This window comes from Acidovorax sp. FG60 (genome assembly GCF_057808995.1).
The window spans coordinates 414,202-437,902 of sequence record NZ_JBMDJC010000003.1 but is presented as its reverse complement, the minus strand read 5'-3'; the positions used below and the strand labels follow the sequence as shown (position 1 = coordinate 437,902).

22 protein-coding genes and 2 pseudogenes are annotated in these 23,701 nt (G+C 66.1%); 13 read left to right on the top strand and 11 right to left on the bottom strand.

Annotated elements, in window-relative coordinates; translation table 11 throughout:
• Positions 1-17: 17 nt before the first annotated feature.
• The 3 genes from ACODS0_RS07155 to hsdR all read right to left on the bottom strand — a co-directional run bounded on the left by ACODS0_RS07155 (position 18) and on the right by hsdR (position 5,588).
• Complete coding sequence (locus tag ACODS0_RS07155) at positions 18-1,526, bottom strand: restriction endonuclease subunit S (protein ID WP_488833890.1); 1,509 nt, start codon at positions 1,524-1,526, stop codon at positions 18-20.
• An 11-nt stretch (positions 1,527-1,537) separates the two neighbouring features.
• On the bottom strand, positions 1,538-3,019 hold the full coding sequence (locus tag ACODS0_RS07150) for a type I restriction-modification system subunit M (protein WP_488833889.1): 1,482 nt from the start codon (positions 3,017-3,019) through the stop codon (positions 1,538-1,540).
• A 100-nt stretch (positions 3,020-3,119) separates the two neighbouring features.
• The gene (gene hsdR, locus ACODS0_RS07145) at positions 3,120-5,588 is read right to left on the bottom strand and encodes an EcoAI/FtnUII family type I restriction enzme subunit R (RefSeq protein ID WP_488833887.1); all 2,469 of its coding nucleotides are present in this window, start codon (positions 5,586-5,588) and stop codon (positions 3,120-3,122) included.
• Positions 5,589-5,703: 115 nt separating this feature from the next.
• Here hsdR and ACODS0_RS07140 point away from each other — a divergent pair, with 115 nt between their 5' ends.
• The 3 genes and pseudogenes from ACODS0_RS07140 to ACODS0_RS07130 all read left to right on the top strand — a co-directional run bounded on the left by ACODS0_RS07140 (position 5,704) and on the right by ACODS0_RS07130 (position 7,349).
• Positions 5,704-6,117 carry a YkgJ family cysteine cluster protein gene (locus ACODS0_RS07140; RefSeq protein ID WP_488833886.1) on the top strand — a complete coding sequence of 138 codons (414 nt, stop codon included), beginning with the start codon at positions 5,704-5,706 and terminating at the stop codon, positions 6,115-6,117.
• A gap of 411 nt (positions 6,118-6,528) precedes the next feature.
• Positions 6,529-6,615, top strand: a pseudogene (locus ACODS0_RS07135) (4Fe-4S binding protein); the annotation flags it as partial.
• A 296-nt stretch (positions 6,616-6,911) separates the two neighbouring features.
• Positions 6,912-7,349, top strand: a complete 438-nt coding sequence (locus ACODS0_RS07130) for an OsmC family protein (protein WP_055401254.1) — start codon at positions 6,912-6,914, stop codon at positions 7,347-7,349.
• A gap of 55 nt (positions 7,350-7,404) precedes the next feature.
• Here the strand turns inward: ACODS0_RS07130 and ACODS0_RS07125 are convergent, their stop codons facing one another.
• From ACODS0_RS07125 to ACODS0_RS07110, 4 genes are all read right to left on the bottom strand, one after another.
• Positions 7,405-8,727 (bottom strand): serine hydrolase domain-containing protein, encoded by a 1,323-nt coding sequence (locus tag ACODS0_RS07125; protein WP_488833883.1) that lies wholly within the window; start codon positions 8,725-8,727, stop codon positions 7,405-7,407.
• 83 nt (positions 8,728-8,810) lie between these two features.
• On the bottom strand, positions 8,811-9,392 hold the full coding sequence (locus ACODS0_RS07120; protein ID WP_488833881.1) for a thioredoxin family protein: 582 nt from the start codon (positions 9,390-9,392) through the stop codon (positions 8,811-8,813).
• A gap of 25 nt (positions 9,393-9,417) precedes the next feature.
• Positions 9,418-10,131 (bottom strand): cytochrome c biogenesis CcdA family protein, encoded by a 714-nt coding sequence (locus tag ACODS0_RS07115; protein ID WP_255577809.1) that lies wholly within the window; start codon positions 10,129-10,131, stop codon positions 9,418-9,420.
• Positions 10,132-10,133: 2 nt separating this feature from the next.
• Positions 10,134-10,661: a DUF2147 domain-containing protein gene (locus ACODS0_RS07110; RefSeq protein ID WP_218300738.1), complete on the bottom strand. Its 528-nt coding sequence runs from the start codon at positions 10,659-10,661 to the stop codon at positions 10,134-10,136.
• 178 nt (positions 10,662-10,839) lie between these two features.
• Here ACODS0_RS07110 and ACODS0_RS07105 point away from each other — a divergent pair, with 178 nt between their 5' ends.
• From ACODS0_RS07105 to ACODS0_RS07095, 3 genes are all read left to right on the top strand, one after another.
• Complete coding sequence (locus ACODS0_RS07105) at positions 10,840-11,613, top strand: response regulator (protein ID WP_488833877.1); 774 nt, start codon at positions 10,840-10,842, stop codon at positions 11,611-11,613.
• Entirely contained in the window at positions 11,610-12,923 is a 1,314-nt protein-coding gene (locus tag ACODS0_RS07100) for an ATP-binding protein (RefSeq protein ID WP_488833875.1), read from the top strand. Before ACODS0_RS07105 ends, ACODS0_RS07100 begins: the two co-directional genes overlap by 4 nt.
• Before the next feature lie 76 nt (positions 12,924-12,999).
• The gene (locus ACODS0_RS07095; protein ID WP_488833874.1) at positions 13,000-13,797 is read left to right on the top strand and encodes a DUF72 domain-containing protein; all 798 of its coding nucleotides are present in this window, start codon (positions 13,000-13,002) and stop codon (positions 13,795-13,797) included.
• Between the two features lie 11 nt (positions 13,798-13,808).
• Here ACODS0_RS07095 and ACODS0_RS07090 read toward each other — a convergent pair whose 3' ends face one another.
• On the bottom strand, positions 13,809-14,111 hold the full coding sequence (locus ACODS0_RS07090; RefSeq protein WP_228897081.1) for an acylphosphatase: 303 nt from the start codon (positions 14,109-14,111) through the stop codon (positions 13,809-13,811).
• Positions 14,112-14,181: 70 nt separating this feature from the next.
• On the opposite strand from ACODS0_RS07090, the gene ACODS0_RS07085 reads away from it, so the two are divergent.
• The 3 genes from ACODS0_RS07085 to ACODS0_RS07075 all read left to right on the top strand — a co-directional run bounded on the left by ACODS0_RS07085 (position 14,182) and on the right by ACODS0_RS07075 (position 16,163).
• On the top strand, positions 14,182-14,427 hold the full coding sequence (locus ACODS0_RS07085; protein ID WP_121421715.1) for an ATP-binding protein: 246 nt from the start codon (positions 14,182-14,184) through the stop codon (positions 14,425-14,427).
• Between the two features lie 71 nt (positions 14,428-14,498).
• Positions 14,499-14,645: a hypothetical protein gene (locus tag ACODS0_RS07080; RefSeq protein ID WP_158603283.1), complete on the top strand. Its 147-nt coding sequence runs from the start codon at positions 14,499-14,501 to the stop codon at positions 14,643-14,645.
• Positions 14,646-14,771: 126 nt separating this feature from the next.
• A complete protein-coding gene (locus ACODS0_RS07075) occupies positions 14,772-16,163 on the top strand; it encodes a homoserine dehydrogenase (RefSeq protein WP_488833870.1) in 1,392 nt (463 codons plus the stop codon).
• Positions 16,164-16,342: 179 nt separating this feature from the next.
• Here ACODS0_RS07075 and ACODS0_RS07070 read toward each other — a convergent pair whose 3' ends face one another.
• Positions 16,343-16,969, bottom strand: a complete 627-nt coding sequence (locus tag ACODS0_RS07070) for an FMN-binding negative transcriptional regulator (RefSeq protein WP_142149742.1) — start codon at positions 16,967-16,969, stop codon at positions 16,343-16,345.
• 1 nt (position 16,970) lies between these two features.
• Positions 16,971-17,450, bottom strand: a complete 480-nt coding sequence (locus ACODS0_RS07065) for an OsmC family protein (RefSeq protein ID WP_218300732.1) — start codon at positions 17,448-17,450, stop codon at positions 16,971-16,973.
• Positions 17,451-17,558: 108 nt separating this feature from the next.
• Here ACODS0_RS07065 and pdxR point away from each other — a divergent pair, with 108 nt between their 5' ends.
• The gene (pdxR, locus tag ACODS0_RS07060) at positions 17,559-19,019 is read left to right on the top strand and encodes a MocR-like pyridoxine biosynthesis transcription factor PdxR (RefSeq protein ID WP_055401197.1); all 1,461 of its coding nucleotides are present in this window, start codon (positions 17,559-17,561) and stop codon (positions 19,017-19,019) included.
• Between the two features lies 1 nt (position 19,020).
• Here pdxR and ACODS0_RS07055 read toward each other — a convergent pair whose 3' ends face one another.
• A complete protein-coding gene (locus ACODS0_RS07055; protein ID WP_055401195.1) occupies positions 19,021-20,130 on the bottom strand; it encodes an MBL fold metallo-hydrolase in 1,110 nt (369 codons plus the stop codon).
• 152 nt (positions 20,131-20,282) lie between these two features.
• Between ACODS0_RS07055 and ACODS0_RS07050 the strand changes: the two are divergent.
• The 3 genes and pseudogenes from ACODS0_RS07050 to ACODS0_RS07040 all read left to right on the top strand — a co-directional run.
• Positions 20,283-20,897 (top strand): annotated as a pseudogene (locus ACODS0_RS07050) (TetR/AcrR family transcriptional regulator); the annotation flags it as partial.
• Between the two features lie 210 nt (positions 20,898-21,107).
• Entirely contained in the window at positions 21,108-21,686 is a 579-nt protein-coding gene (locus ACODS0_RS07045) for a gamma carbonic anhydrase family protein (protein ID WP_488833865.1), read from the top strand.
• Between the two features lie 130 nt (positions 21,687-21,816).
• Positions 21,817-23,697 (top strand): B12-binding domain-containing radical SAM protein, encoded by a 1,881-nt coding sequence (locus tag ACODS0_RS07040; protein WP_488833899.1) that lies wholly within the window; start codon positions 21,817-21,819, stop codon positions 23,695-23,697.
• Positions 23,698-23,701: the final 4 nt, after the last annotated feature.

Sequence of the window (23,701 nt, the reverse complement as noted above, 5' to 3'; positions counted from 1 at the left end):
CATGGTGGTGGTCTGACTTAAACCAACCGGCCTCCACGAAACCCGGGGCGGTTCAGTCCAGCCTTGGTTAACTTCCTACGATTGGTGGTACCGGATGTCAAAGGAACGAAGTCATAGCGCTCCAAACACATATTTAAGTACTCCAAGTTCATACCCTCCCGAGGCCTCAAAACGTGCGCGTGGTTATTTACCCAACTCTTGCCGCGAACCACATAAGAAAAGGGCTTAGTACGGCCAATAAATGTCTCGTCCTCAACCACCAGCACCAAATCCTCATCAAAGATGAAGTCATCAATCCAACCCACCTGACCATTTGCGCCGTAGTAAGGCACGCCTGAATTCGACGTACCCCTGTCGTCTTTCTTGACAGGCCTTCTCATGTAGTCAAGGCACTCCGCGATACCGGCAACACTCGTCCAACACCAACCCTTTGGAAGGTTATGGTCGCCACTCTGAAACTTCACATGCTTGGTATCTCTAGCAGGCTGATCAAGTACCGAGGCATGCAGCCGAGAAAGACACGTGTAAGCGGGTTCGTCGGTGGGGTCTTGGGGCACGAGCAGGCCGCGCACGGCCAGTTGCAGCAGGGTTTGCTCCAGGGCGTCGATGGCTTCGGGGCGGTCCAGTAGCAGGTCGAAGTGCTGGGCCACGCGCTGCCAGTTGTCGGCCAATTCCTCGGGCGTGGTGCTGGCGGTGAGCGTGCCCAGCAGGGTGCTGACCAATTGGGCGTGTTGCGCGGCCTCCAACTGGCCCTTTGCCTCCAGCGCATCGCACAGGCGCATGAGGGCTTCGACGCGGGTAACGATGCGGGATTGTTCGGCGAGGGGTGGCAGGGGAATTAAGAACTGACCGAGCTTGGCAATGCTCAAACCTTCGCGCGATACGCCAACCTGCACATCCATGACGGTCTGTTGGACATGCCGTGAGACAAGAACTTTATGCAAGAAGGCATTAAGGTCTGGCAAAACAGCGCGAATGATTGTGACGTGCTGGCTAACGTTTGCCTCATCGAAATCGCTTGGAACTACCGCGCAGCGCCCGATGGATGCGCCGGTGATGTTGAATAGCAAGTCATTTGCGACAACAACTGTGCCAGCCATCTTGGCGTGCGTTTCTGGCTTGATGAACACCACGCCATCAAGGCGCAATCCTTCGACCCACACGTTCTGGGATCGAAGGAATTTCACACCAGACGAGACATAAACCTCGCGACCACCAAGAGGTGTACTTCCGGCACCGATTTTCTGCAGCAAAGCGCTCAGCCGTACCCACTCCCACCCCTGCGGCAACTCAAACGGCATTTCTTCTTCCGCAATCTCCGCCAGCGCCTTGTCCCGCTTGATCTTGCCCTCGGCGATCAGCCGATCCTTCTCCGCCCGAATCTTCTGCAGCAGTACACCCGCCGGTTCATCGGCCGGGTCTTGTGGCACCAGCTTGCCTTGCACGGCCAGGGTGAGGATGAGTTCGCGCAGTTTGGCGACACCACCGGGGGCGGTGGCGAGTGGCTCCATATTTGATAGCAGCATGCGCTGATTCCTCAAGCGCTAGCGGCTGTTTTGGCTGTTAAAGACTGCGCCAGGATGCCCTTGAGCTCGTCGCGCAGCGCCTGGGCCTCGGCCTGCAGGCGGGCGTAGTCGGCCAGCAGCACGTCGGGGTCGTGGCTGTGCTGTTCGCCGATGTGGGGGTTCTTTTGGTCCAGGTTGTAGCCAGCGGCCTTGATCTGGTCGATGTTGACCTTCCAGGCCCGTTCGTTTTCGACGCGGGCGGCAAAGCCGTCGGCTTCATGGCCCCACCAGGCTTTCTCGGCGTCGAACTCGTCGATGCGGATGGGCTTGGTTTTGTTGTAGTTCTTCACGCCCGGTGGATACGGGTGTTCGTAGTACCAGATGTGCTGCGTGGGCTGGCCTTTGGTGAAGAACAGCAGGTTGGTCTTGATGCCGGTGTAGGGCGCAAACACGCCGTTAGGCAGGCGCACGATGGTGTGCAGGTTGCAGTGCTGCAGCAGTTGCTCTTTGATGCGGGCCTTGGCGCCTTCGCCAAACAAAAAGCCATCGGGCAGCACCACGGCGGCGCGGCCGCCAGGTTTGAGCAGGTGCTGGATGAGCACGAGGAAGAGGTCGGCGGTTTCCTTGGTGCGCACGTCGGCGGGAAAGCCCGCCTCGATGCCCGGCTCTTCAATGCCGCCAAAGGGCGGGTTGGTGAGGATGACGTTGACGCGGTCTGCAGCGGTGTAGTCGCGCAGGGGGCGGGCCAGGGTGTTGTCGTGCACGATCTGGCTGGGCACTTCAATGCCGTGCAGCAGCAGGTTGGTGACGCACAGCATGTGCGGCAGCTGCTTTTTCTCGACACCGCGGATGCTGTTTTGCAGCACGGCTTCGTGCTCTGCGTTGTGCACCTGCTTGCGCAGGTGTTCGATGGCGCAGACGAGGAAGCCACCGGTGCCGGTGGCGGGGTCCATCACGCTTTCGCCCAACTGGGGGTTGGTCATGTCCACCATGAACTGGGTGACGGCGCGGGGGGTGTAGAACTCGCCCGCGTTGCCTGCGCTTTGCAGGTCGCGCAGGATTTTTTCGTACAGGTCGTTGAACTGGTGGCGCTCGGCCTGGCGGTTGAAGTCGATGGCGTTGAGTTTGTTGACCACCTGGCGCAACAGGTGGCCGCTTTTCATGTAGTTGTAAGCGTCTTCAAACACGCCGCGCACCACGTAGCCGCGCGGGTTGCGCTGCGGGTCGGCGCTCAGGCCCTTGAGGGCGGGGAAGAGCTGCTTGTCCACAAAGTCCAGCAGGGCGTCGCCGGTCATGCCCTCGGCATCGGCCGCCCAATTGCGCCAGCGCAGGTGCTCGGCGATGGGGCTTTTGTAGTCGTCGCGGGTGAGTTCGAGTTCTTCTTCCAGCGCGTCAAACACCTTGAGGAACAGCAGCCAGGTGAGCTGGCTGATGCGCTGGGCGTCGCCATCCACGCCAGAGTCCTGGCGCATGATGTCTTGGATGGATTTGATGACGGGGGTGAGGTTGGACATGGGACGCGGGATTTAAGCAAAAAAATGGCTCTAGCGCTTATCTATCAAGCGCTAGCAGCTATCAAATCAGGAGTATTTGGCAGTACACAGCGGCACACAGTTAGTGGGCCGGGTGCGTAGCGTACAGCGCTTGCTCCAGCGCCTGCAGTGCGCTGAGGTATTGGGGGCGGCCACCAAAGCTGCGCACCAGCTCCACCGGGCTGCCCAAGTCAGTGAAGGGCTGGAGCTTGAAGACTTCGTTGCTCTCGATGGTGGCAATGCCTTCGTCGGCGTATTTGTCGAGCAGGGCGTCGAGCACCTTGCGGGCCACGGGGCCGTATTGGGTGAAGACGTTGCGCTTTTTGACGCGCTGAGCGCGCTCGCGGCGGGTGAGCGGGGGCTGGTCGTAGGCGACGTGCAGCAGCAGGTCGAACGGGTCGAGGTCTTTGCCCACCTCAGCGGCCAGGGCGTCCAGCAGAACCCCCTCGGACTCGAGCTCGGCCAGCAGGGCGGCCTTGCGGTCGGCCTGCTGCCAGGTTTGCAGAAACTGGTCGAGCGAGTCGTATTTTTTGAGCAGGTTGATGCGGGTGTAGTCGCGCAGGCTTTCGGTGATGAGCTTGCCGTCTGCGTTGAGGTACTGCACCCGCTCGCGCGCCACGGCCACGGTGACGTTGCTACCCAGGGTGTATTTGCGGGGTTCGTCGGTGCCTGCGTCGCCCTCGCCAGGGCCTGCGGTGGTAGGCGGCCAGGCATCAGGGCCCGCACCACCGGGCTGGGCGCTGGGGGGCAACTCCACCGGTGGGGGCGGGGCCATGGGCTCGCCGGGCTGGGGTTCGTACACCTGCACGGGTTCGCCGTCGAAGTCTTTGTCGGTAAAGAGTTCCGTGGCGCGCTTGAAGTCGAGGATGGTGAACCAGCTTTTGCCCAAGTCTTCGCGTAGGCGGGTGCCCCGGCCAATGATCTGCTTGAACAGCGTCATGGACTTGATGGTCTGGTCCAGCACGATGAGCTTGCAGGTTTGGGCATCCACCCCCGTGCTCATGAGCTTGGAGGTGACGGCGATGATGGGGTAGGGCTTCTCGGGGTCGATGAAGTTATCGAGCTCGCGCTTGCCTTCGGTGTTGTCGCCGGTGATCTGCACCACGTATTTGGGCTGGGTAGCGCACAGGTCGGCGTTGGCGTTGCTGAGTGCCTTGCGCATGCGCTCGGCGTGCTCAATGTCTTCGCAAAAGACGATGGTCTTGGCGTAGCGGTCGGTGGCCTTCAAGTATTCGGTGACCTTTGCGGCCACCACGGCGTCGCGCTGCTCCATGACGAGCTTGCGGTTCATGTCGGCGCCGGTGTAGATGCGGTCTTCGATGAGGTGGCCGAACTTGTCGCGCTGGCCTTCGGTGGGGCGCCAGCCGAAGGTGTCTTTGTCCAGGTCCACGCGCACCACTTTGTAGGGCGCGAGGTAGCCGTCTTCAATGCCTTGCTTCAAGCTGTAGGTGTAGAGCGGCTCGCCAAAGTAGTCGATGTTGGAGACGTCTTCCGTCTCCTTGGGCGTGGCCGTGAGGCCGATCTGTGTGGCGCTGGCAAAGTAGGTCAGGATGTCGCGCCAGGCGGAGTCTTCTGCCGCGCTGCCCCGGTGGCATTCGTCCACGACGATGAGGTCGAAAAAGTCCGGGCTGAACTGCTTGTAGATATTGCGCTCTTCTTGCGTGCCGGTGACGGCCTGGTAGAGCGAGAGGTAGATCTCGTAGCTTTTATCGACCACCTTGGTGGTCTTGTTCACGGCCAGGTCCACGTCTTCCACGGTGATCTGACCTTGGGCGTCCACCCGTTCCACGCCCTTGGCATGGGGGCTGAGCTTGGCCATGGCGCCCTTGAAGGGGCGGAAGTCATTGACCATCGTCTGGTCGATGAGGATGTTGCGGTCGGCCAGGAAGAGGATGCGTTTTTTGGCCCCACTTTTCCACAGCCTCCAGATGATCTGGAACGCGGTGTAGGTTTTGCCGGTGCCCGTGGCCATGACGAGCAGCACGCGGTTTTGGCCTGCGGCAATGGCCTCGACGGTGCGGTTGATGGCCCCGAGCTGGTAGTAGCGCGGGGTTTTGCTGGGGGCGTAGTCGGTGGCGGCAATGTGCTCGACTGCAGGCGTCCAGCCCTTCCAGGCACAGTATTTGGCCCACAGCTCGGCGGGGGTGGGGAATTGGTCCAGCGTGAGGTCGCGCTCCAGCACGCCATCAGACAAAGTGGCATCACGGAACACAAAGCCATCGCCATTGCTGGCAAAGCTGAAGGGCACGCCCAATAGCTCAGCATATTGAATGGCCTGGGGCATGCCCGCGCCGACGGAGTGCTTGGCGTCTTTGGCCTCCACCACGGCCAGCGGCACGTTGGGCTTGTGGAACAGCACGTAGTCGGCCCGCAGCATGGAGGCTTTGTCGCGGTGCGATGCCTGGCCGCGCACCACCACGCGGCCGGGGCGCAAGGTGTACTCACGCAGGATGTGCTGTTCCAGCGTCCAGCCCGCTTGCTCCAAGGCGGGTGTGATGAAACGGTCGCAAATATCGGTTTCGCTGAGATGGCTTTTGGGCGATGCGCTCACTCGTCGGACCTTGTGGTGGGATGGGTGGACAGCAGGGTGTTGGCTGCCTTGCGAGTATGGCCCAAGTGTTACCAAGTGCAGCGCCCTGTATTGCACGCAGGCACAATCCCACCCCATGCGCTCCCCCATCGCCATCGTTGACGTAGACCGCCTCGACACCTGGACCCGCTACCGCGCTGGCCTGTGCGACACCTGCGCGGCCAACTGCTGCACGATGCCGCTGGAGGTGCAGCTGTCGGACCTGGTGCGGCTTGAACTGGTGGACCCGTTCGAGGCCGAGCACGAGGAAATCCGCCACATTGCCAAGCGGCTGCAAAAGGCGCGGCTGATTGACCACTTCAACCACAAGAACGCCATCTTCACGATGGCGCGGCGGGCCAGTGGGGACTGCAACTTTCTGGACCCCAAGACGCGGCTGTGCACGGTGTATGACAAGCGGCCCGAGACGTGCCGGCTGCACCCACAAAAGAAGAGCCCCAAGCCTGGGTACTGTGCGTATGGGGCTCGGGACTTGCAGCGCAAGGGCTGAACGGTCACCAAGGCCAATCCGTCGGTTGGTGCAGCAGGGCGGCACCCGACGCAGTGCAAGCTGACCAACCTCCCTGCTCCTACACCCTGCCCCTCTGTACAAGGCCTGCCCAAGGCTCCGCAGGCTCTGCCATCACGGCACTTGCACACCGCGCTGCTGGGCAGCCATGCATCATGGACCAGCGGTAGCTGACGCCCTGGACGTGTCCACGGATGAGAAGGTGCCGGGTGATGGTGGAGGCACTGTTGCTGCTGCAGGGGGCGTGCACGCACGGTATCGCCAGCGCACCCGCCTTCGGTGTTGTTTACAAGCCCGCCCACCACGGCAGCGCTCGACCAGCGGTGCTGCGTGCGCTGAGCTGCAATGCTGTCGTGGTCGCCTGGCTCCTGGCTCTATCCTGCTGCTGCGATCTGCACGGGGTGCGCCTTGTGCGCGGTGCGGTGTCCGTTTGATGCGATCCGCATGGTGCGGACCCAGCCCCTCATTGAAGACGTCTAGTGTGGTGTTGGACGCTATCCGGCACTTCTAACCGGGTCTTTTCGGCCAGGGCGGCGTTGCAAATCCGCGCGATACCTACGGGTATCGCTGTGGTTTGCGCCTTGCCCTGACCAAAAATCCATCGACTTTCAATATGCCGTCAAGCATGCAACACCACACTAGCACTGCAACGGGCACCCATGCCTGCCACGATGCACGTTCAAGATGGACAGCACGACGCGACGGTGTCCCACACGCCCGAGCGGCGGGGCGTGGTGACATGAGCGGCTCACCCCATTCACCACAAGGAATACACCATGTCTGAAAAGAAAGCCAGCGTTCACTGGGAAGGTGCCGGCAAGTCCGGCCAGGGCCAGATCAGCACCGAGACCGGCGCACTGGACAAGTACCCCTACGGCTTTGCCAGCCGCTTCGGCGACGACCGCAAGGGCACCAATCCCGAGGAGATCGTGGGCGCTGCCCATGCAGCCTGCTTCACCATGGCGTTTTCTTTTGCCGCCGAGAAGGCTGGCATCGCCACCGAGACCGTCGACACCACGGCCAGCGTGCGGCTCAGCAAGGAAGGCGATGGTTTTGTGATTGACCGCATCGCCCTCACGCTCACGGCCAAGGTGCCGGGCATGGACGACGCGGCCTTTCAGAAGCTAGCGGCCGATGCCAAGGCCAACTGCCCGCTGTCGAAGGCGCTGGCCTCGGTGCCAGAGATCACGCTGACCGCCACGCTCGTGAAGTAGCTAACGGTACAGGCGCAGCGCCGGGGGCGCCGCCTTGGCCGATTCTTCTTCACCCTCAGCGAGCCCGCACCGCCGCTGCCAGCGCAGCAAACGCCTGCCGGTCCAGCGCGTGGGTGAAGGCCGTGTTGGGCACCGGGTGTGTTGATAGCTTCACCACCACCAGTTCTGCCGCCGGGTTGATGTGGATGTGCTGGCCCATCAGGCCCTTGGCTTCCAGCGTACCGTCCGCATCGTGCGGCACCCACCACTGGTTGTGGTACGAGTAGCCCGCGCGCATGGCCGTGCCGGGGGCCTTGCTGAATTTCGTGGGATCGGCACCCTTGCGCAGCTCGGCAATGGTGGCGGCCGAGATGATCTGCTGGCCGTTGAAGCTGCCATTGGCACGGAGCATTTCTCCAAAGCGCCCCAAGTCGCGCAGCGTGGCGTTCACGCCCACGCTGGTGGACTGACCACCGTTCGCATCGGCAAACACATACCCATCATCCTGCGCGCCCAGGCGCGACCAGATGCGCTCGGACAGCAGCGTGGCGTAGCTCTTGCCCGTCACGCGCTGCAGCAGCCAGCCCAGTACTTCCGTGTCCACCGACTTGTACGCAAACGCGGTGCCGTGCTCCCCTTCTTTCTTCAACGTGGGCAGGAACTCGGCCATGCTTTTGGCGGCGTTGCTGCCGGGCGGTGCGGGCTGCAAGCCTGCGGCGGCCAGGTACTGGAAAACGCCGGACGCAGGGTCGGCAAAGTTCTCTGCATATTGCACGCCGGTCGTCATGTCCAGGGTCTGCTGCACGGTGGCATCGGCCCAGGCGCTGGTGGCCAGCTCGGGCAGGTAGCGGGGGATCAGCGCTTTGGGGTCGATCACGCCTTCCTGGATGAGTTCGGTCACCAGCAGGCCGGTGAGCGATTTGCTCATGGACCACAGCACGTGGGGCTGGTGCGGCTGCATGCCGACGTGGTGGCGCTCGTACACGACACGGCCCCGGTGCAGCACCAGCAGGCCATCGGTGTAGGTGGCCTTTTGCCAGTCGGCCAGCGTGGTGGTGCCGCCCTTGCCGTCGGGCACGGGCAGTGCATCGTCCAGCGCGCGGGCTGCGGCGAGTAGCGCGCTGGGTGCGCCGGCGCCGCGCCAGACAGCGGCCGTAGGGCCCAGCTCGCGCAGGTGGTGCGCGGCCCAGCGCACGTTGGGGTATTTGAGGATGTTGGCCAGGCGCACGACCTTGTCGGGCGGTGGCGGAAAGCCCTGCATCAATTGCAGTGTGGCGGGGTGGGTGGCGTCGGGTGGTGGCAGTTGCGGTGCCTGGGCATGGCTGGCAGCGGCCATGCAGAGAGCAGCAGCGGCCGCGGCGAGCGAGACCAGGGCAAATTGAAGGCGGGGGTGCGGCATGGTGCAAGAGTCCTGCAAAGGTGAATGGAGAGCGGGCAGAGAAATGACGGGATAAAAATGAGTGAACGGTGGAGCCAGAACGCCTAGCTCCGCGCCGCGAGCAGCGCGCGGATCACGGCCTCGGTGCGCTCGTATTCGCCTTCGCCAAAGTGCTTGTAGCGAATGCGGCCCTGCGCATCGATGAGGTAGGCCGCGGGCCAGTACTGGTTGCTGTAGGCCTTCCAGGTGCCGTAGCGGTTGTCCTGCGCCACGGGGTGCTTCACGCCGTGGCGGCGCATGGCCACCTCGACATTGCGGGTAGTGCGCTCAAACGGAAACTCCGGCGTGTGCACGCCCACCACCGTAAGGCCCTGGGGGGTGTACAGCTCGGCCCAGCGGTTCACGTGGGGCAGCGTGCGGATGCAGTTGATGCAGGCATACGTCCAGAAGTCCACCAGCACCACGCGGCCGCGCAGCTGGGCCAGGCTGAGCGGCTCGGAGTTGAGCCAGCGCTCGATGCCCGTGAACTCGGGTGCCGCGCCAAAGTCGGGCAGCGTGGTCGCCTGGACGGCGGGCCCTGCTGCGTGGGTGAGGGCGGGTGCCGCTACGGCGGCAGCCACAGATGCTGCAGACGCCAGGAACGTGCGGCGCTGAAACGAGGTGGGTGAAGAAATGCGAGATGTCATGGTGAAACTCCTTGCTGAGGGCCGCTTACAGCCCTCCAAAACTTGAGGGATAGAACTGCGACAGCCACGCTGTGACCTGGCCATCCACCTCCAGCAGCATGGCCAGCGCGACGGCGATGACCACCACCCCAAAAACCTGCTGCACGCGGTGGGCATGGCGCGAGATGCGGCGCACATGACTGGCCGCGGCCTGACCGCCGTAGGCGATGGCCAGCATGGGCAGCGCGGCGCCGGTGGAATAGGCCAGCAACAGCACCGCCGTGCTGACCCCCGGCGGCTCCGTGGCGATGAGCGCGAGGATGGAGGCCAGCACCGGCCCGGCGCAGGGCGTCCACACCGCACCCAGGCTCAGACCCAGCAGCAGCCCGCCCCAGTTGCCCGCCGATGCGCCCATCCCCAGGCTGGCCGCTCGGTTGAGCACGCCACCCGCCTGTTGGCTCAGCCACTGGAATGGCCTGGGCCACACCGTGAGCACGCCAAACACCAGCAGCATTGCGGCGGCGAACCGGCGCAAGCCCTCGGGCGACAAGCCCAGCACCTGCGTGAAGCTGCTGAACAGCAGCGCCACGGCTGCGAACGACAGCGCAAACCCCAGCGCGATGAACAGCGGACGCGTGCGCTGCGCTGGGCCGCCCGCCACCGACGCCCCCAGCACCACCGGCAACATGGGCAGCACGCAGGGCGCGCCCACAGTCAGCATGCCAGCGGCCACGGCCAGCCAGGGGGAGGTGGCGGCCATGCTCATTGCACGCCCCCACGCTCTGCGGCCGGGCGACGCCACACCTGCGTCTTGCCGAACAGCGGGATACCGACATACGCGCGCACCAGCAGCTGGTCGGGCTCAGCGGGGGTGAGGGTGGAGCGGTAGGTCTTGGCGTTCTCGCGGTTGTAAATCTCGCCTTGGTACTCGCCGCTGCCGCTGTCGCGCAGGCCGGACAGCATCGTCATGCCCAGCGCGGGCCGCGCGTCGGCCGCGGCCATCTCGGTGCCGGGTGCACTCATCGACCGGTTGGCCAGCACGCGCACCACCTTGCCGCAGAGGGTGTTGGTGCCGCTGCTGCCACCGGTGTTCGCACTGGCAGTGCCATTGGCGTTAGTGGGGCAGGGAGCAATCTCCACCTCCAGGTTGCCGCTTTCGGTGATCCAGCGGCCCAGCGGGGCCTTGGGGTGCGGCGCCGTGGCGGGCTGGGTGGCAGCCTCTTGCGCGCTGGCGTTGTGCGCCAGGCCCAGGGCCAGCGCAGCGGCGGCCAGGGCGAAGGATGGTTTCATGGCAAGTCCTCGTGAAGTTCAGGAAGACTGCATTGAAGCCAGCGTACGTATCGGCGGTTTGTCCTGCACAGGCCTTTTGGTATGCGCGCGTGTCGGCGGCACCGGCAGACAAGTTCAGATACATGCGGGCCCGTACCGGCCTCACCGCTAGGCGCCAAAGCCTGGACAATCAGCGCCCATGACGACGACGACCCCGCCCGACCACATCCTCATCGTCGATGACGACGCCGGCATCCGCGAGCTGGCGGCCGAGTACCTGCAGCGCCAGGGCCTGCAGGTGAGCGTGGCAGCCGACGGCAGGCAGATGCGCGAGGTGCTGGCCACGCAACGCATCGACCTCTTGGTACTGGACTTGATGCTGCCGGGCACCGACGGCATCGCGCTGTGCCGCGAGCTGCGCAGCCCCGGCACGCCGCCGCTGCCCATCATCATGCTCACCGCGCGCAGCGACGAGGCGGATCGCATCCTGGGCCTGGAGCTGGGCGCGGACGACTACCTGACCAAACCCTTTGCCGCGCGCGAGCTGCTGGCGCGCATCCACGCGGTGCTGCGGCGCACGCGCATGCTGCCGCCCAACCTGGCGGTGGCCGAGCCCGCGCGCCACCTTGCGTTCGGCGACTGGCGGCTGGACACCACGGCGCGCCACCTGCTCGATGCCACGGGCGCGGTGGTGGCGCTGTCGGGCGCCGAATACCGGCTGCTGCGCGTGCTGCTGGACCACCCCCAGCGCATCCTCACACGCGACCAGCTGCTGCAGCTCACGCAGGGTCGCGATGCCGATGTGTTCGACCGCTCCATCGACCTCTTGGTCAGCCGCGTGCGCCAGCGGCTGGGCGACGGGGTACGCGGCTCACGCTATATCAAGACCGTGCGCAACGAGGGCTATGTGTTCTGCGCCGACGTATTGCCCGCACCGGCAACCGCACCCACGCCGGGAGGAGCCGCCGCATGACGCTGCGCTGGTGGCCCCGCTCGCTGTTCGGTCGCATCCTGCTGGTGCTGGCACTGGGCCTGGCGCTGGCGCATGCGCTGACCTTCGTGCTGGCGATCACCGAGCGCAGCATGACCATGCGCCGCGCCATGGTGTCGTACCTGGCGAGCGATGTGGCCAGCTCCATGGCCATGCTGGACCGCCTGCCCGCCGCGGAGCGTGCGCAGTGGGTGGACCGGCTGGCGCGTCGCAACTACCGGTTTGCGCTGACCGCGCCGCTGGACGCACCCGAAGACCCGTCCGACCTGGCCCGCCTGATTGCAGGCGCCGTGGGCGCCACGCTGCCCCCCGGCCAGACGGTGCGGGTGATCGATCCCCACGTGCCCGGCACCGAGCTGCGCCTGCAGCTCCAGTTGAGCGACGGCACGCCGCTGGCCGTGGACATGGACGAGCCCCGGCTGCAGGTCTCGCCCTGGGTGCTGGGCGCGCTGGCGCTACAGCTGGCGCTGCTGGTAGGCCTGTGCGCCTGGGCCGTGCGCGCGGCCACGCGGCCCTTGCGCACGCTGGCCGATGCGGCCGATGCGCTGGGTGCCGACCGCGCCGCCGTGCCCCTGGCCGAGGACGGCCCGCGCGAAGTGCAGCGCGCTGCCCAGGCCTTCAACCGCATGCAGCAGCGCATCCAGGCGCACCTGGAGGAGCGCATGCGCATCCTGGCCGCCGTCTCGCACGATCTGCAAACGCCCATCACCCGCTTGCGCCTGCGCGCCGACCTGCTGGACGACACCGCGCTGCAGGGCAAGCTGCACGCAGACCTGGCCGAGATGCAGTCGCTGGTGGAAGAGGGCATCGCCTACGCGCGCTCGTCCCAGGCTGCCCAGGAGCCCCCACAGCGCGTGGACCTGCGCGCGCTGCTGCAGAGCATTGCGTTCGACTACGCCGATGCGGGCCTGCCCGTGACGCTGCTGCACGCAGACCCGGGCACCTGCGACTCGCGCCCGCAGGCCCTGCGCCGGCTGGTGTGCAACCTGGTGGACAACGCGCTCAAGTTCGCGGGCGCGGCTGAAGTGAGTCTGGAGGCTGGAGATCACGGCCAGTGGCTGCTGCACGTGCTGGACCGGGGGCCGGGCATACCGGAAGCTGACCTGGCCGCCGTGCTCCAACCCTATGTGCGGCTGGAAGACTCGCGCAACCGCGGCACAGGCGGCACGGGGCTAGGCCTGGCCATTGCGAACGAGCTGGCGCAGGCGCTGGGCGGCCGGCTGGTGCTGGGGCAGCGTGAGGATGGTGCGGGGCTGGAGGCGCGGGTCGAGCTGCCCGGCCCGCAGCCATAGCACCGCTCTGTGGGCTCTCCAGGCGCAGCAGGCCGCTGCTACAGTGGCCCTTCCGTGGATTCATGAGGGGAACACCGTGGACAGCACTGGTAGCACCAACGCAGGCAGTAGCAGCAGAAGCCAAAACATCCGCATCGGCATCGGCGGCTGGACCTTCGAGCCCTGGCGCGACAACTTCTACCCCGCAGGCCTCGCGCACAGCAAGGAGCTGCAGTACGCCAGCCGCCAGCTCAGCTCCATCGAGGTCAACGGCACGTACTACAGCACCTTCAAGCCGCCCACCTTCGCCAAGTGGCGGGATGAAACGCCCGAAGGTTTCCTGTTCTCGCTCAAAGCCAACCGTTTTGCCACGCACCGGCGCGTGCTGGCGCAGGCAGGCGAGTCGATCACGCGGTTTGTGGAGAGCGGCATCTCGGAACTCAAGCACAAGCTCGGGCCCATCGTGTGGCAGTTCATGCCGACCAAGGTGTTTGAGCCACGGGACTTTGAGGCCTTTCTGGCCCTGCTGCCACAACAGGTGGATGGCCTGCGGCTGCGCCACGCCCTGGATGTGCGCCACCCGAGTTTTGCCACGCCAGAGTTCGTGGCGCTGGCCCGCCAATACGGCTGCGTGCCTGTCTACACGGACTCCGAAAAGTTTCCCGCCATCGCAGATGCAGAGGCCGATTTTGCCTACCTGCGGCTGATGCGCAGCCAGGCCGATGTGCCCACCGGCTACACGCCCGAGGCGATTGCACAGTGGGCCGATGGCGTGCGCACCTGGACGGGCGGCGAGCGGCCGCGCGATGTGTTCGTGTACTTCATCAACGGGGCGAAGGAGCGGGCGCCTGCGGGGGCGATGGAGTTGCTGAGGCAACTGGGCCTGCGCCCATAGCAGCGGCGCAGCTACAGCGTCTCTCGCTGCACAAACCCCTGCGGGGCCTCGCCACCATCGGGCACATTGCCCACCACCACACGTTCCACCCGCGCATGCACAGGCCCCTGCTGCGCCCAGTCGATGAGGGCCAGCACGGCCTGCTCGGTGCCCCATGCGCAGGCCTCCACGCGGCCATCCTGGCGGTTGCGCACCCAGCCCTTTACGCCCAGGCGTTCGGCGGCCTGCACCATGGACCAGCGGTAGCCCACGCCCTGCACATGGCCGGTGATCAACAGATGGCGGGTGATGGTGGAGTGGGGTTCTGCGTTCATGAGGGGCACTGTAGCGCGCTCCTTGTGGGGAGCCCGCTCCAGGGGCACACTGCCAGCAGCACCGCACCACATGACCACGACCCCCCCCAAGGCACTGCCCACCATCGACCCCCAGCGCTGCACCGGCTGCGGCTGGTGCATTGCGGTGTGCCCGCCGCATGTGCTGTCGCTGCAGGTGCAAGGCACGGGGCCCTGGGGTCCCAAGTGTTCCACCCTGCACGATGCGCCGGGCTGCACCGGGTGCGCGCTGTGTGCGGTGCGCTGCCCGTTCGATGCGATCCGCATGGTGCGCGTGGCAGCCACCGAAGGCCGGTGAGTCCTTCGCGCCACAGGCCCACAGAAACGGGTTGACGGGCCCCGGCACGCATCCGGTACACTGCGCCCTTCATGTCGTACACCTCCATCCCCTTCACCGCACGCGCCGCTGCCTTCCAAGGCATGGGCATGATGCCGCCCGCACTCACGCGGGCCAACGGTGAACAGCGGGCACTGGATGCACGAATGATTACCACCATTACCACCGCGGCCACCTGAGCACGCGCAGGTGGCCGTTTCGGCAGCCACCTGGTGATCGCTCTCTTCTCCCCCAAGACGAATGCACGAAACCCAGCTCTGGCAGCTGGGTTTTTTTGTTTGTTCGTTCGTTAGCCGGAGAAGTCCATGTACCGAGATCCCGTCCAGTCCCTCGAAGCCCCGTCGTTGCAGTCGCCCACTGCGGCCATGCGCCCCCTGCGTGTGGGCATGATCGGCATTGGTACCGTGGGCGCGGGCACCTTTCGCGTGCTGGCACGCAACCAGGCGCTCATCGCAGGCCGCGCAGGGCGGGACATCAAGCTGGTGGTGGTATGCGCCCGCAGCCTCGCCCGCGCCATGAGCGTGGTGGGCAAAGATGTGGCCCTGACCAACGACCCCATGCAGGTGGCCACACACCCCGATGTGGATGTGCTGGTGGAAGCCGCTGGCGGCACCGGCCCTGCGCGCGACTGGGTGTTGGCCGCCATCCGCGCGGGCAAGCATGTGGTCACGGCCAACAAGGCGCTGCTGGCCACGCACGGCAACGAGATCTTTGCCGCCGCCCGCCAGCACGGCGTGGCCGTGGCCTATGAAGGCGCGGTGGCGGTGAGCATCCCCATCGTGAAGGCGCTGCGCGAGGGCCTCACGGCCAACCGCATCGAATGGGTGGCGGGCATCATCAACGGCACCACCAACTTCATCCTGAGCAAGATGCGCGATGAGGGTGTGGGCTTTGCCGAAGCGCTGGCGCAGGCCCAGGCGCTGGGCTATGCCGAGGCCGATCCGACGTTTGACATCGAGGGCGTCGACGCTGCGCACAAGATCTCGCTGCTGGCGGCCAATGCGTTCGGCATGCCGGTGCGCTTTGCCGATGCGCAGGTGGAGGGCATCACCCGCCTGCAGGGGCTGGACGTGGCCTGCGCCGAGCAACTGGGCTTTCGCATCAAGCTGCTGGGCGTGGCCAAGCGGCGCAAAGAGAGCGATGCGGACGGCGTGGAGCTGCGCGTGCAACCAGCGCTGGTGCCTGCCGCGCATTTGCTGGCGCAGGTGAATGGCTCGATGAACGCGGTGATGGTCAAGGGCGATGCGGCGGGCGTGACGATGTTCTACGGCGCGGGTGCGGGGTCCGAGCAAACCGCATCGGCCGTGATTGCAGACCTGGTGGACGTGGCGCGCCTGGATGGCACCCGTGCACAGCAGCGCGTGCCGCACCTGGGGTTTCACCCCCAGGCGATGGACGAGCAACTGGCCGTGCTGCCCCGCGCAGCCGTGCACACCCGCCACTACCTGCGCGTGCCTGTGCACAGCGCCCAGCAGATCGAAGCCGTGGGTGCCTGGCTGGCGGCGCAGCACGTGCCCGTGCAGCGTGTGGAGCTGGCCTGCGACAAAGCGCTGCCCACGGGCAGCGAGCCCCAGGTGCTGGTGCTGACCGATGCCGTGGCCCAAGCCACGGTAGACCTGGCCGTGCACGCACTGGCCGCCCACCCTGCGGTGGCCGGGCCAGTGGCAGCGCTGCGGGTGGAGCTGCTGGAGGGATGATTCGCCCACAACCCGTTCACGCTGAGGCGGTCGAAGCGCCGCGCGCGGCTTCGCCAGGCTCAGCCCGAACAGTGATGAACGATTTCAGCCACCTAAAAAATATGGTCAAAACAGGCTCTAGCGCTTATCTATCAAGCGCCAGAAGCTATCACTTTTGATGCTGGCGTGTACTCAAGGCATCAAGCCGCCCGCACCAGCGCGGCCATGTCTTGTGCTGCAGATGTGCCCTCGGCCATCAGGCCCTGCACCACGCCCGCGCGGTCGGTGTCGGTGCGGTTCTGGCTCACCTTCCAGACGCCTTCCCAACGCTCCACGGCCAGCTCGATGCCCACGATGGCGCCCAGCAGCTTGTCGATGTAGTCGGGCGGGGCATCGTCAATGCGCCAAGGGTCGGGGCGGTGCGCCTCGTGCCGCTCGCTCAGAATGTGCAGGATGGCGCGCAACTGCACTGGATCGTCCACCGCGCTGAGCGTGCCGTGGGCGTGCACGGTGGCGTAGTTCCAGGTGGGCACCTGCTTGCCGTCGATGGCCTTGGACGGATACCACGAGGGCGACACATAGGCCTGGGGGCCGTGGAACACGGCCACGGCCTGCTGCGGCAGCAGCGGCCACACGCCGTTGCCGCGCCCCACATGGCCCACCAGCGTGCCGTGCGGTCCGCGCGAGGGGTCCAGATACAAAGGCACATGGTTCACGTGCAGCGTGCCCTCGTGCGACACGACCAGGGTGGCCAGGGGCTGGGCCTGCACCAGTCCCTGCTGCGCGGCCGGGTCGGTGACTTGAAACTGGCGGTTGGCAATGGTCATGTCAGGCTCCATCCACTTCGAGCACGGGCGCGCAGTCGATCTGCGTCTTGACCGAGTTGGCCAGAAAGCACGATGTGTGGGCGCGGTGGTGCAGGTCGTCCAGCTGGGCAGCGCTGGGCGCGTGGGCCCCATCAAAGCGCGTGACGGGGCGCAACTGCACGTGGGTGACGACAAGCTGCCCCTGCGCGTTCTTGGCCATGGTGCCCACGGCGGCGTCGGCGTAGCTGTTGAGCCGATAGCCCGCGCGGCTGGCGAAGTCCATGAACCACAGCATGTGGCAGCTCGACAGGGCCGCGACGTAGGCTTCTTCCGGGTCCACCGCTGCCGCGTCGGAATACGGCAGCGGCACGACATGGGGTGACGACGACGCGGCCACGGTGGCGCCGCCATCGAACTGCCAGGTGTGGGTGCGGTGGTAGCGCTTGTCCAGAAAGTCATCGTTGCCACGGGACCAGGTGATAGTGGCGGTGTGCTCGGCCATGGATAGGTCTTTCTTGCGGTGGCCGGGCCTTGGAGGAAACACAAGCCCGGGATTTCTAAAATGGCTCTTCAGTTTATGGTTGCATCACCACAACCAAGGGGCCAATTCATGCCAGTTGCCGGAGCCAATCCCAAGACCACAGCCCCCCGGGACGGGCGCCTGGGCCAGTTGCGCCAGCAGGTGTACGAACAGCTGCGCAGCGCCATCGAACAGGGCCGCCTGCCGGCGGGCACGCGCCTGCCGCCGTCGCGCGAGCACGCAGCCAGCCTGGGCGTGTCACGCAACACCGTGCTGTGGGCCGTGCAGCGCCTGCAGGCCGAAGGGTATGTGGAGGCGCGTGTGGGCGACGGCACCTATGTCTCGCAGGCCGCAGGCGCACCGCCTCCGCAAGGGCTGGTGGCGCCGCCGCGTGGGCTCTCGCGGCGCGGGCAGCTCATTGCCGAAACGGCTGCCCGCTGGCGCCCGCCGCATGTGGCGGCACGCGCATTCCGCATCGGCGCGCCCGAGGTGGACACGTTTCCGTTTGCGCTGTGGGACCGCCTGGCGCGCCAGGCCCGCCCCGGCCAGCGCAGCGCACGCGCGCAGTACCTGGACCCCGCGGGCGACCCCGAACTGCGCCAGGCCGTGGCACTGTGGCTGTGGGCGTCGCGCGGCATCCGCTGCGATGCGGCGCAGGTGGTGGTGTGCTCGGGCTCGCAGCAGGGCATCGACCTGATCGCGCGGCTGCTGCTGGACGTGGGCGATGAGGTGCTGGTGGAAGACCCTGGCTACCCAGGCATCCGCGCCAGCCTGCTGGGCCACGGCGTGCTGGCGCGGCCCGTGGCGCTGGATGCGCAGGGCCTTCGCATCGACGAGGGTGCGGCCCAGTGGCCCGGCGCGCGCATGGCGGTGGTCACGCCCACGCACCAGTTCCCCACCGGCGTGTGCATGGGCCTGGCGCGGCGGCAGGCGCTGCTGCAATGGGCGCGCACGCACGACGCCTGGGTGGTGGAAGACGACTACGACGGCGAGTTTCAGTACGGCGGCGCTGCCCAGCGCGTACCCGCCCTGTGCAGCCTGCCGGGCTCGGAGCGCGTGCTGTATGTAGGCACCTTCAGCAAGACACTACACCCCGGCCTGCGCCTGGGTTTTGTGGTGGTGCCGCCCGCACTGGTGGAGGCCTTTGCCATGGCCCGGGCCATCACCGACCGGCACGCGCCGGGCGACACCCAGGCGGTGCTGGCGCGCTTCATTGCAGAAGGCCACCTGCTGCGCCATCTGCGGCAGATGCGCGAGCTGTACCAGGCGCGCCAGCGGGTGCTGGTTGACGCGCTGGCCGATACGAGCGGTGGGGCCCTTCAGCTGGCGCCCAGCGACCGGGGCATGCACCTGCTGTACGAAGCCGCCCCAGGCAGTGACGACGAGACCCTGAGCCGCAAGGCGCTCACCGCCGGGGTGATGCTGGCGCCACTATCGCGCTATGCGATGCAGTCCACGCGGCGTGGCTGGCTGTTGGGGTATGCAGGCTATAGCGAAGCCGAGATCGTGGCCGCCGCGCGCGTGGTGGGCGGGCTGGCGCGCATGCGGTAAATCACCACGCGCCGGGCTGCGGGGCCAGGGCCACGCTTCGGTCCACTGCCGTGGCCTCGGCCTGCGGCTCCACCTTGCGCCACCAGTGGGTGGACAGCGCGGGCGCGCGGATGTCCAGCCGCTCGCCCATGATGGGCGCCACCAGCGGCACCTGCGCTGCTGCCGCGAGGGCGGTGATGCGCTCGAACGGCTCCACCCAGGGGTGCAGCGACAGGTCGAACGTGCCGTTGTGGATGGGGAACAAATGGCGCCCCTTCACGTCCAGATGGGCTTGCAGGCTCTCCTCGGGGTGCATGTGGATGTCGGGCCAGTCGGCGTTGTAGGCGCCGGTTTCGATCAGCGTCAGATCGAACGGGCCAAACCGCTCGCCAATGGCCTTGAAGCCGTCGAAATAGCCCGTGTCGCCGCTGAAGAAGACGCGGACTTGGTCAGCGCCTTGACCCGCGATCAGCACCCACGAGGCCCACAGCGTGCTGTTGCCGTCCGACAAGCCCCGGCCCGAGAAATGCTGCGCAGGCGTGGCCACCAGCTGCAGCCCGCCAATGGTGGTGCCCTGCCACCAGTCCAACTGCTGCACCTTGGCCGCAGGCACGCCCCAGCCAATCAGCCGGTCGCCCACGCCCAGCGGCGTGATGAAGTGCTCCACTTTGGGCGCAAGCTTCTGGATGGCTGCGTAGTCCAGGTGGTCGTAGTGGTCGTGCGACAGGATCACGCCGGTAATGGGCGGCAGCTCGTCAATCGTGATGGGCGGCGCATGAAAACGCTTGGGGCCCAGGAACTGGAACGGCGAGGCGCGCTCGGAAAACACCGGGTCGGTCAGCCAGAACTGGCCGTTGACCTTGAAGAGCAGGGTGGAGTGCCCCAGGCGCCACAGGCTCAGGTCGGGCGCTGCCAGCAGGTCTGACCGCATCACCGCGTACACCGGCACGGGCTGGCGCGGAACCGAGTCGTCGGGCTTGCCGGTGGCAAAGCGCCACATCACCTCCAGCGTCTTGAGGGCGCCCAGCGCATGGCGGGGTGCCACGTTGCGAAATTTGCCACCCGCAAACTGCGGCGACTGTTCATAGGCGGCCACCGGCTGGGCGGCGCGGGAAAAGAGGCTGTAGGCCATGACGATCAGTACAACGAAGGCGACACAAAGTGCCGGGAGCAGACGGCGGCGGCGGGCGATGGAGAGTGACACCGGATCTGCGACATAGAAATTACACTGCACAGTGTAGTTCACTTTTTAGAAAAGTAAACTACCCGGTGTAAAATTTGCGCATGATCGCCTCCCAGCCCATCCCTCGCCTGACCGACCGCAAGCGCGATGCCATCGTGCAGGCCGCCATCGGCGAGTTCCGCGAACACGGCTTCAACGGCACCAGCATGGACCGCGTGGCCGCAGCCGCGGATGTGTCCAAACGCACGGTGTACAACCACTTCCCAAGCAAGGAAGAACTGTTCGAAGCCATCCTGCTGCTGATGTGGGAGCGCAGCCAGTCACCCGACGAACTGGCCTACACCCCCACGCGCCCGCTGCGGGACCAGCTGCTGGAGCTGCTGGCGCAAAAGATGCGCCTGCTCAACGACGCGAGCTTCATCGACCTGAGCCGCGTGGCCATGGCCGACATGATGCACACCCCCGAGCGCGCGCGCGGCATCACCGCCAAGCTCTCGGCCAAGGAAGAGGGCCTGCCGCGCTGGCTGCGCGCGGCCCAGCAGGATGGCCGCCTGCGCGCCACCATGGATGTTCCCTACGCCGCGCAGCAACTGCAGGGCATGGTCAAGGCATTTGCGTTCTGGCCCCAGCTGGCCATGGGCCAGCCACCCTTGAGCGCCGCACAGCAAGCGCAAGTAGTGGGAGATGCGGTGGACATGTTTCTGGGGTTCTACGCAGCGCCCACCCAGGAGGCCAAGGCCCCCGCAAAAAAAGCCCGGGTTGGAAGCACGGGCAAGGCAGCGGCAGTCCCTGTTGCAACCTCTGCGAAAGCTGCCCCTCGCCGCGCCCCAGCGCGCTGACCCACGCCACCACCCTGGTCAGCAAACCGGCGTGAGGAGCGATTTGCACTACGCTCGCCCGTTCTTTCCACGCAGCCTGACACCAAGATGCCCCTCGCTCCCTACCTCGACACCGCCCCGGTCCTGGACACCGGCGTTTTCATCCACGACTCTGCCCAGGTCATCGGCGACGTCACGCTGGGCCGCGACAGCTCGGTGTGGTGCAACGCCGTGCTGCGCGGCGATGTGAACCGCATCACCGTGGGCGTGTGCAGCAACGTGCAGGACCTGACCATGGGCCATGTGTCGCACCGCAACGCCAGCAAGCCCGAAGGCTCGCCGCTGGTCATCGGCGACTACGTCACGGTGGGCCACTCGGTGATCCTGCACGGCTGCCGCATCGGCAACGAATGCCTCATCGGCATGGGCTCCATCGTGATGGATGACGCCATCATCGAAGACCGCGTGATGCTGGGCGCAGGCAGCCTGGTCTCGCCCGGCAAGGTGCTGGAGAGCGGGTACCTCTACATCGGCCGCCCGGCGGTGCGCCAGCGCGCGCTCACCGATGCAGAGATTGCGTACCTGAAATATTCGGCCGAGCACTATGTGCGGGTGAAGAACAACTACCTGGCGGGCACGCCCGACGCGGCCGTGGTGTCGCCTGTGCCCCCCGACCATCAGGGATAAAGCGGGGCCGGGATAATCGGGGGTTTCACGATCCCCTGCGGCGGCACCGCATCGCCCATTGCCTGTTCCCACCATGTCTGCCGTCGATCTGCCCTCCCAACCTCTGCGCGTCCTCTCCGTCATCCCGCCGATGACGCAGCTGAACACGCCGTACCCGTCCACCGCCTACCTCACGGGCTTTCTGCGCTCGCGCGGCGTCACGGCGTTCCAGGAAGACCTGGCGCTGGCGCTGGTGCTGCAACTGCTCTCGCCCGAGGGCCTGAAGGCCGTGGCGGCGAAGGTGGACGCACTGCCCACCAAAAAACAAAGCCCCGCCGTGCAGAGCTTTGCCGCGCAAAAAGACCGGTACCTCGCCACCATTGGCCCGGCCATTGCCTTTTTGCAGGGCCGCGACAGCACGCTGGCGCACCGCATTGCCGGGCGGCACTACCTGCCCGAGGGGCCACGCTTTGCCACGCTCGACGTGTATGTGGACGACGAAGGCGGCGACCCGCTGGGCTGGGCGTTCGGCGCCCTGGGCCTGACGGACAAGGCCAAGCACCTGGCCACGCTGTACCTGAACGACCTGGCCGATGTGCTGCGCGACGCGGTGGACGAGCGCTTTGAGTTTGTGCGCTATGCCGAATCGCTCGCAGGCAGCCAGCCCACGTTTGACCCGCTGGCCAAAGCGCTGGCGACAACACCCACGCTGGTGGACACGCTGCTGGAGCAGCTCACGCACGAGGCGATTGCCAAGCACCAGCCCAGCGTGGTGCTGCTGTCCGTGCCGTTCCCGGGGTCCGTGTATGCGGCGTTCCGCATTGCCCAGGCCATCAAGGCGCGGCACCCGCACATCGCCACCGTGCTGGGCGGCGGCTTTGTGAACACCGAGCTGCGCGAACTGGCCGACCCGCGTGTGTTCGACTTCTTTGACTACGTGACGCTGGACGCGGGCGAACGCCCATTGCTGGCGCTGCTCGAGCACCTGCGTGGCGAGCGCGGCCGCCAGCGATTGGTACGGACCTTTGTGCGCAATGATGGAGAAGGCGGCGATGGCGCGGTGCAGTACATCAACATGATGGAAGCCGACATCGCCTTTGCCGAGGTGGGAACGCCCACCTGGGACGGCCTGCCGCTGGACCGCTATCTGTCGCTACTGGACATGCTCAACCCCATGCACCGCCTGTGGAGCGACGGGCGCTGGAACAAGCTCACTGTGGCGCATGGCTGCTACTGGAAGAAGTGCAGCTTTTGCGACGTGAGCCTGGACTACATCAGCCGCTACGAGGGCGCCAGCGCCGCCGTGCTGGCCGACCGCATCGAGCAGATCGTGCGCGAGACGGGGCAGACCGGCTTTCATTTCGTGGACGAGGCCGCACCGCCCAAGGCGCTCAAGGCACTGGCCACCGAGCTGATCGCGCGCAACGCAGGCATCAGCTGGTGGGGCAATGTGCGGTTTGAAAAAACCTTCACGCCCGACCTGGCCGAGCTGATGGCCGACAGCGGCTGCATCGCGATCTCGGGCGGGCTCGAAGTGGCGTCAGACCGGCTGCTCACGCTGATGAAAAAAGGCGTGTCGGTCGACCAAGTGGCTCGAGTGACGCGGGCGTTCACCGACGCGGGCATCCTGGTGCATGCGTACCTGATGTACGGCTTTCCCACGCAGACCGTGCAGGACACCGTGGACGCGCTCGAATACGTGCGCCAGCTGTTCGCCAACGGCTGCATCCAGAGCGGGTTCTTTCACCGCTTTGCCTGCACCGTGCACTCGCCCGTCGGCCAGAACCCCGAGGAATACGGCGTGACGCTGGCGCCGCTGCCCCCCGGTGACTTTGCCAAGAACGACGTGGCCTTCATCGACCCCACCGGCGTGGACCACGACGCGCTGGGCGGCGCGCTCAAGAAGGCCATCTACAACTACATGCACGGCATCGGGCTCGAAGAAGACGTACGCACGTGGTTCCCGTTCAAGGTGCCCAAGACGACGGTGCGGCGCGACCGGATTGAGCGGGCGCTGCAGCAGCGCGGCTGAGCCC

What these genes read in the sequence shown, in the direction of transcription:
- ACODS0_RS07155 (WP_488833890.1), bottom strand. Translation starts at nt 1,526, where the DNA reads ATGCTGCTATCAAATATGGAGCCACTCGCCACCGCCCCCGGTGGTGTC.
- ACODS0_RS07150 (WP_488833889.1), bottom strand. Translation starts at nt 3,019, where the DNA reads ATGTCCAACCTCACCCCCGTCATCAAATCCATCCAAGACATCATGCGC.
- ACODS0_RS07140 (WP_488833886.1), top strand. Translation starts at nt 5,704, where the DNA reads ATGCGCTCCCCCATCGCCATCGTTGACGTAGACCGCCTCGACACCTGG.
- ACODS0_RS07130 (WP_055401254.1), top strand. Translation starts at nt 6,912, where the DNA reads ATGTCTGAAAAGAAAGCCAGCGTTCACTGGGAAGGTGCCGGCAAGTCC.
- ACODS0_RS07125 (WP_488833883.1), bottom strand. Translation starts at nt 8,727, where the DNA reads ATGCCGCACCCCCGCCTTCAATTTGCCCTGGTCTCGCTCGCCGCGGCC.
- ACODS0_RS07120 (WP_488833881.1), bottom strand. Translation starts at nt 9,392, where the DNA reads ATGACATCTCGCATTTCTTCACCCACCTCGTTTCAGCGCCGCACGTTC.
- ACODS0_RS07115 (WP_255577809.1), bottom strand. Translation starts at nt 10,131, where the DNA reads ATGGCCGCCACCTCCCCCTGGCTGGCCGTGGCCGCTGGCATGCTGACT.
- ACODS0_RS07110 (WP_218300738.1), bottom strand. Translation starts at nt 10,661, where the DNA reads ATGAAACCATCCTTCGCCCTGGCCGCCGCTGCGCTGGCCCTGGGCCTG.
- ACODS0_RS07105 (WP_488833877.1), top strand. Translation starts at nt 10,840, where the DNA reads ATGACGACGACGACCCCGCCCGACCACATCCTCATCGTCGATGACGAC.
- ACODS0_RS07100 (WP_488833875.1), top strand. Translation starts at nt 11,610, where the DNA reads ATGACGCTGCGCTGGTGGCCCCGCTCGCTGTTCGGTCGCATCCTGCTG.
- ACODS0_RS07090 (WP_228897081.1), bottom strand. Translation starts at nt 14,111, where the DNA reads ATGAACGCAGAACCCCACTCCACCATCACCCGCCATCTGTTGATCACC.
- ACODS0_RS07085 (WP_121421715.1), top strand. Translation starts at nt 14,182, where the DNA reads ATGACCACGACCCCCCCCAAGGCACTGCCCACCATCGACCCCCAGCGC.
- ACODS0_RS07080 (WP_158603283.1), top strand. Translation starts at nt 14,499, where the DNA reads ATGTCGTACACCTCCATCCCCTTCACCGCACGCGCCGCTGCCTTCCAA.
- ACODS0_RS07075 (WP_488833870.1), top strand. Translation starts at nt 14,772, where the DNA reads ATGTACCGAGATCCCGTCCAGTCCCTCGAAGCCCCGTCGTTGCAGTCG.
- ACODS0_RS07070 (WP_142149742.1), bottom strand. Translation starts at nt 16,969, where the DNA reads ATGACCATTGCCAACCGCCAGTTTCAAGTCACCGACCCGGCCGCGCAG.
- ACODS0_RS07065 (WP_218300732.1), bottom strand. Translation starts at nt 17,450, where the DNA reads ATGGCCGAGCACACCGCCACTATCACCTGGTCCCGTGGCAACGATGAC.
- pdxR (WP_055401197.1), top strand. Translation starts at nt 17,559, where the DNA reads ATGCCAGTTGCCGGAGCCAATCCCAAGACCACAGCCCCCCGGGACGGG.
- ACODS0_RS07055 (WP_055401195.1), bottom strand. Translation starts at nt 20,130, where the DNA reads ATGGCCTACAGCCTCTTTTCCCGCGCCGCCCAGCCGGTGGCCGCCTAT.
- ACODS0_RS07045 (WP_488833865.1), top strand. Translation starts at nt 21,108, where the DNA reads ATGCCCCTCGCTCCCTACCTCGACACCGCCCCGGTCCTGGACACCGGC.
- ACODS0_RS07040 (WP_488833899.1), top strand. Translation starts at nt 21,817, where the DNA reads ATGACGCAGCTGAACACGCCGTACCCGTCCACCGCCTACCTCACGGGC.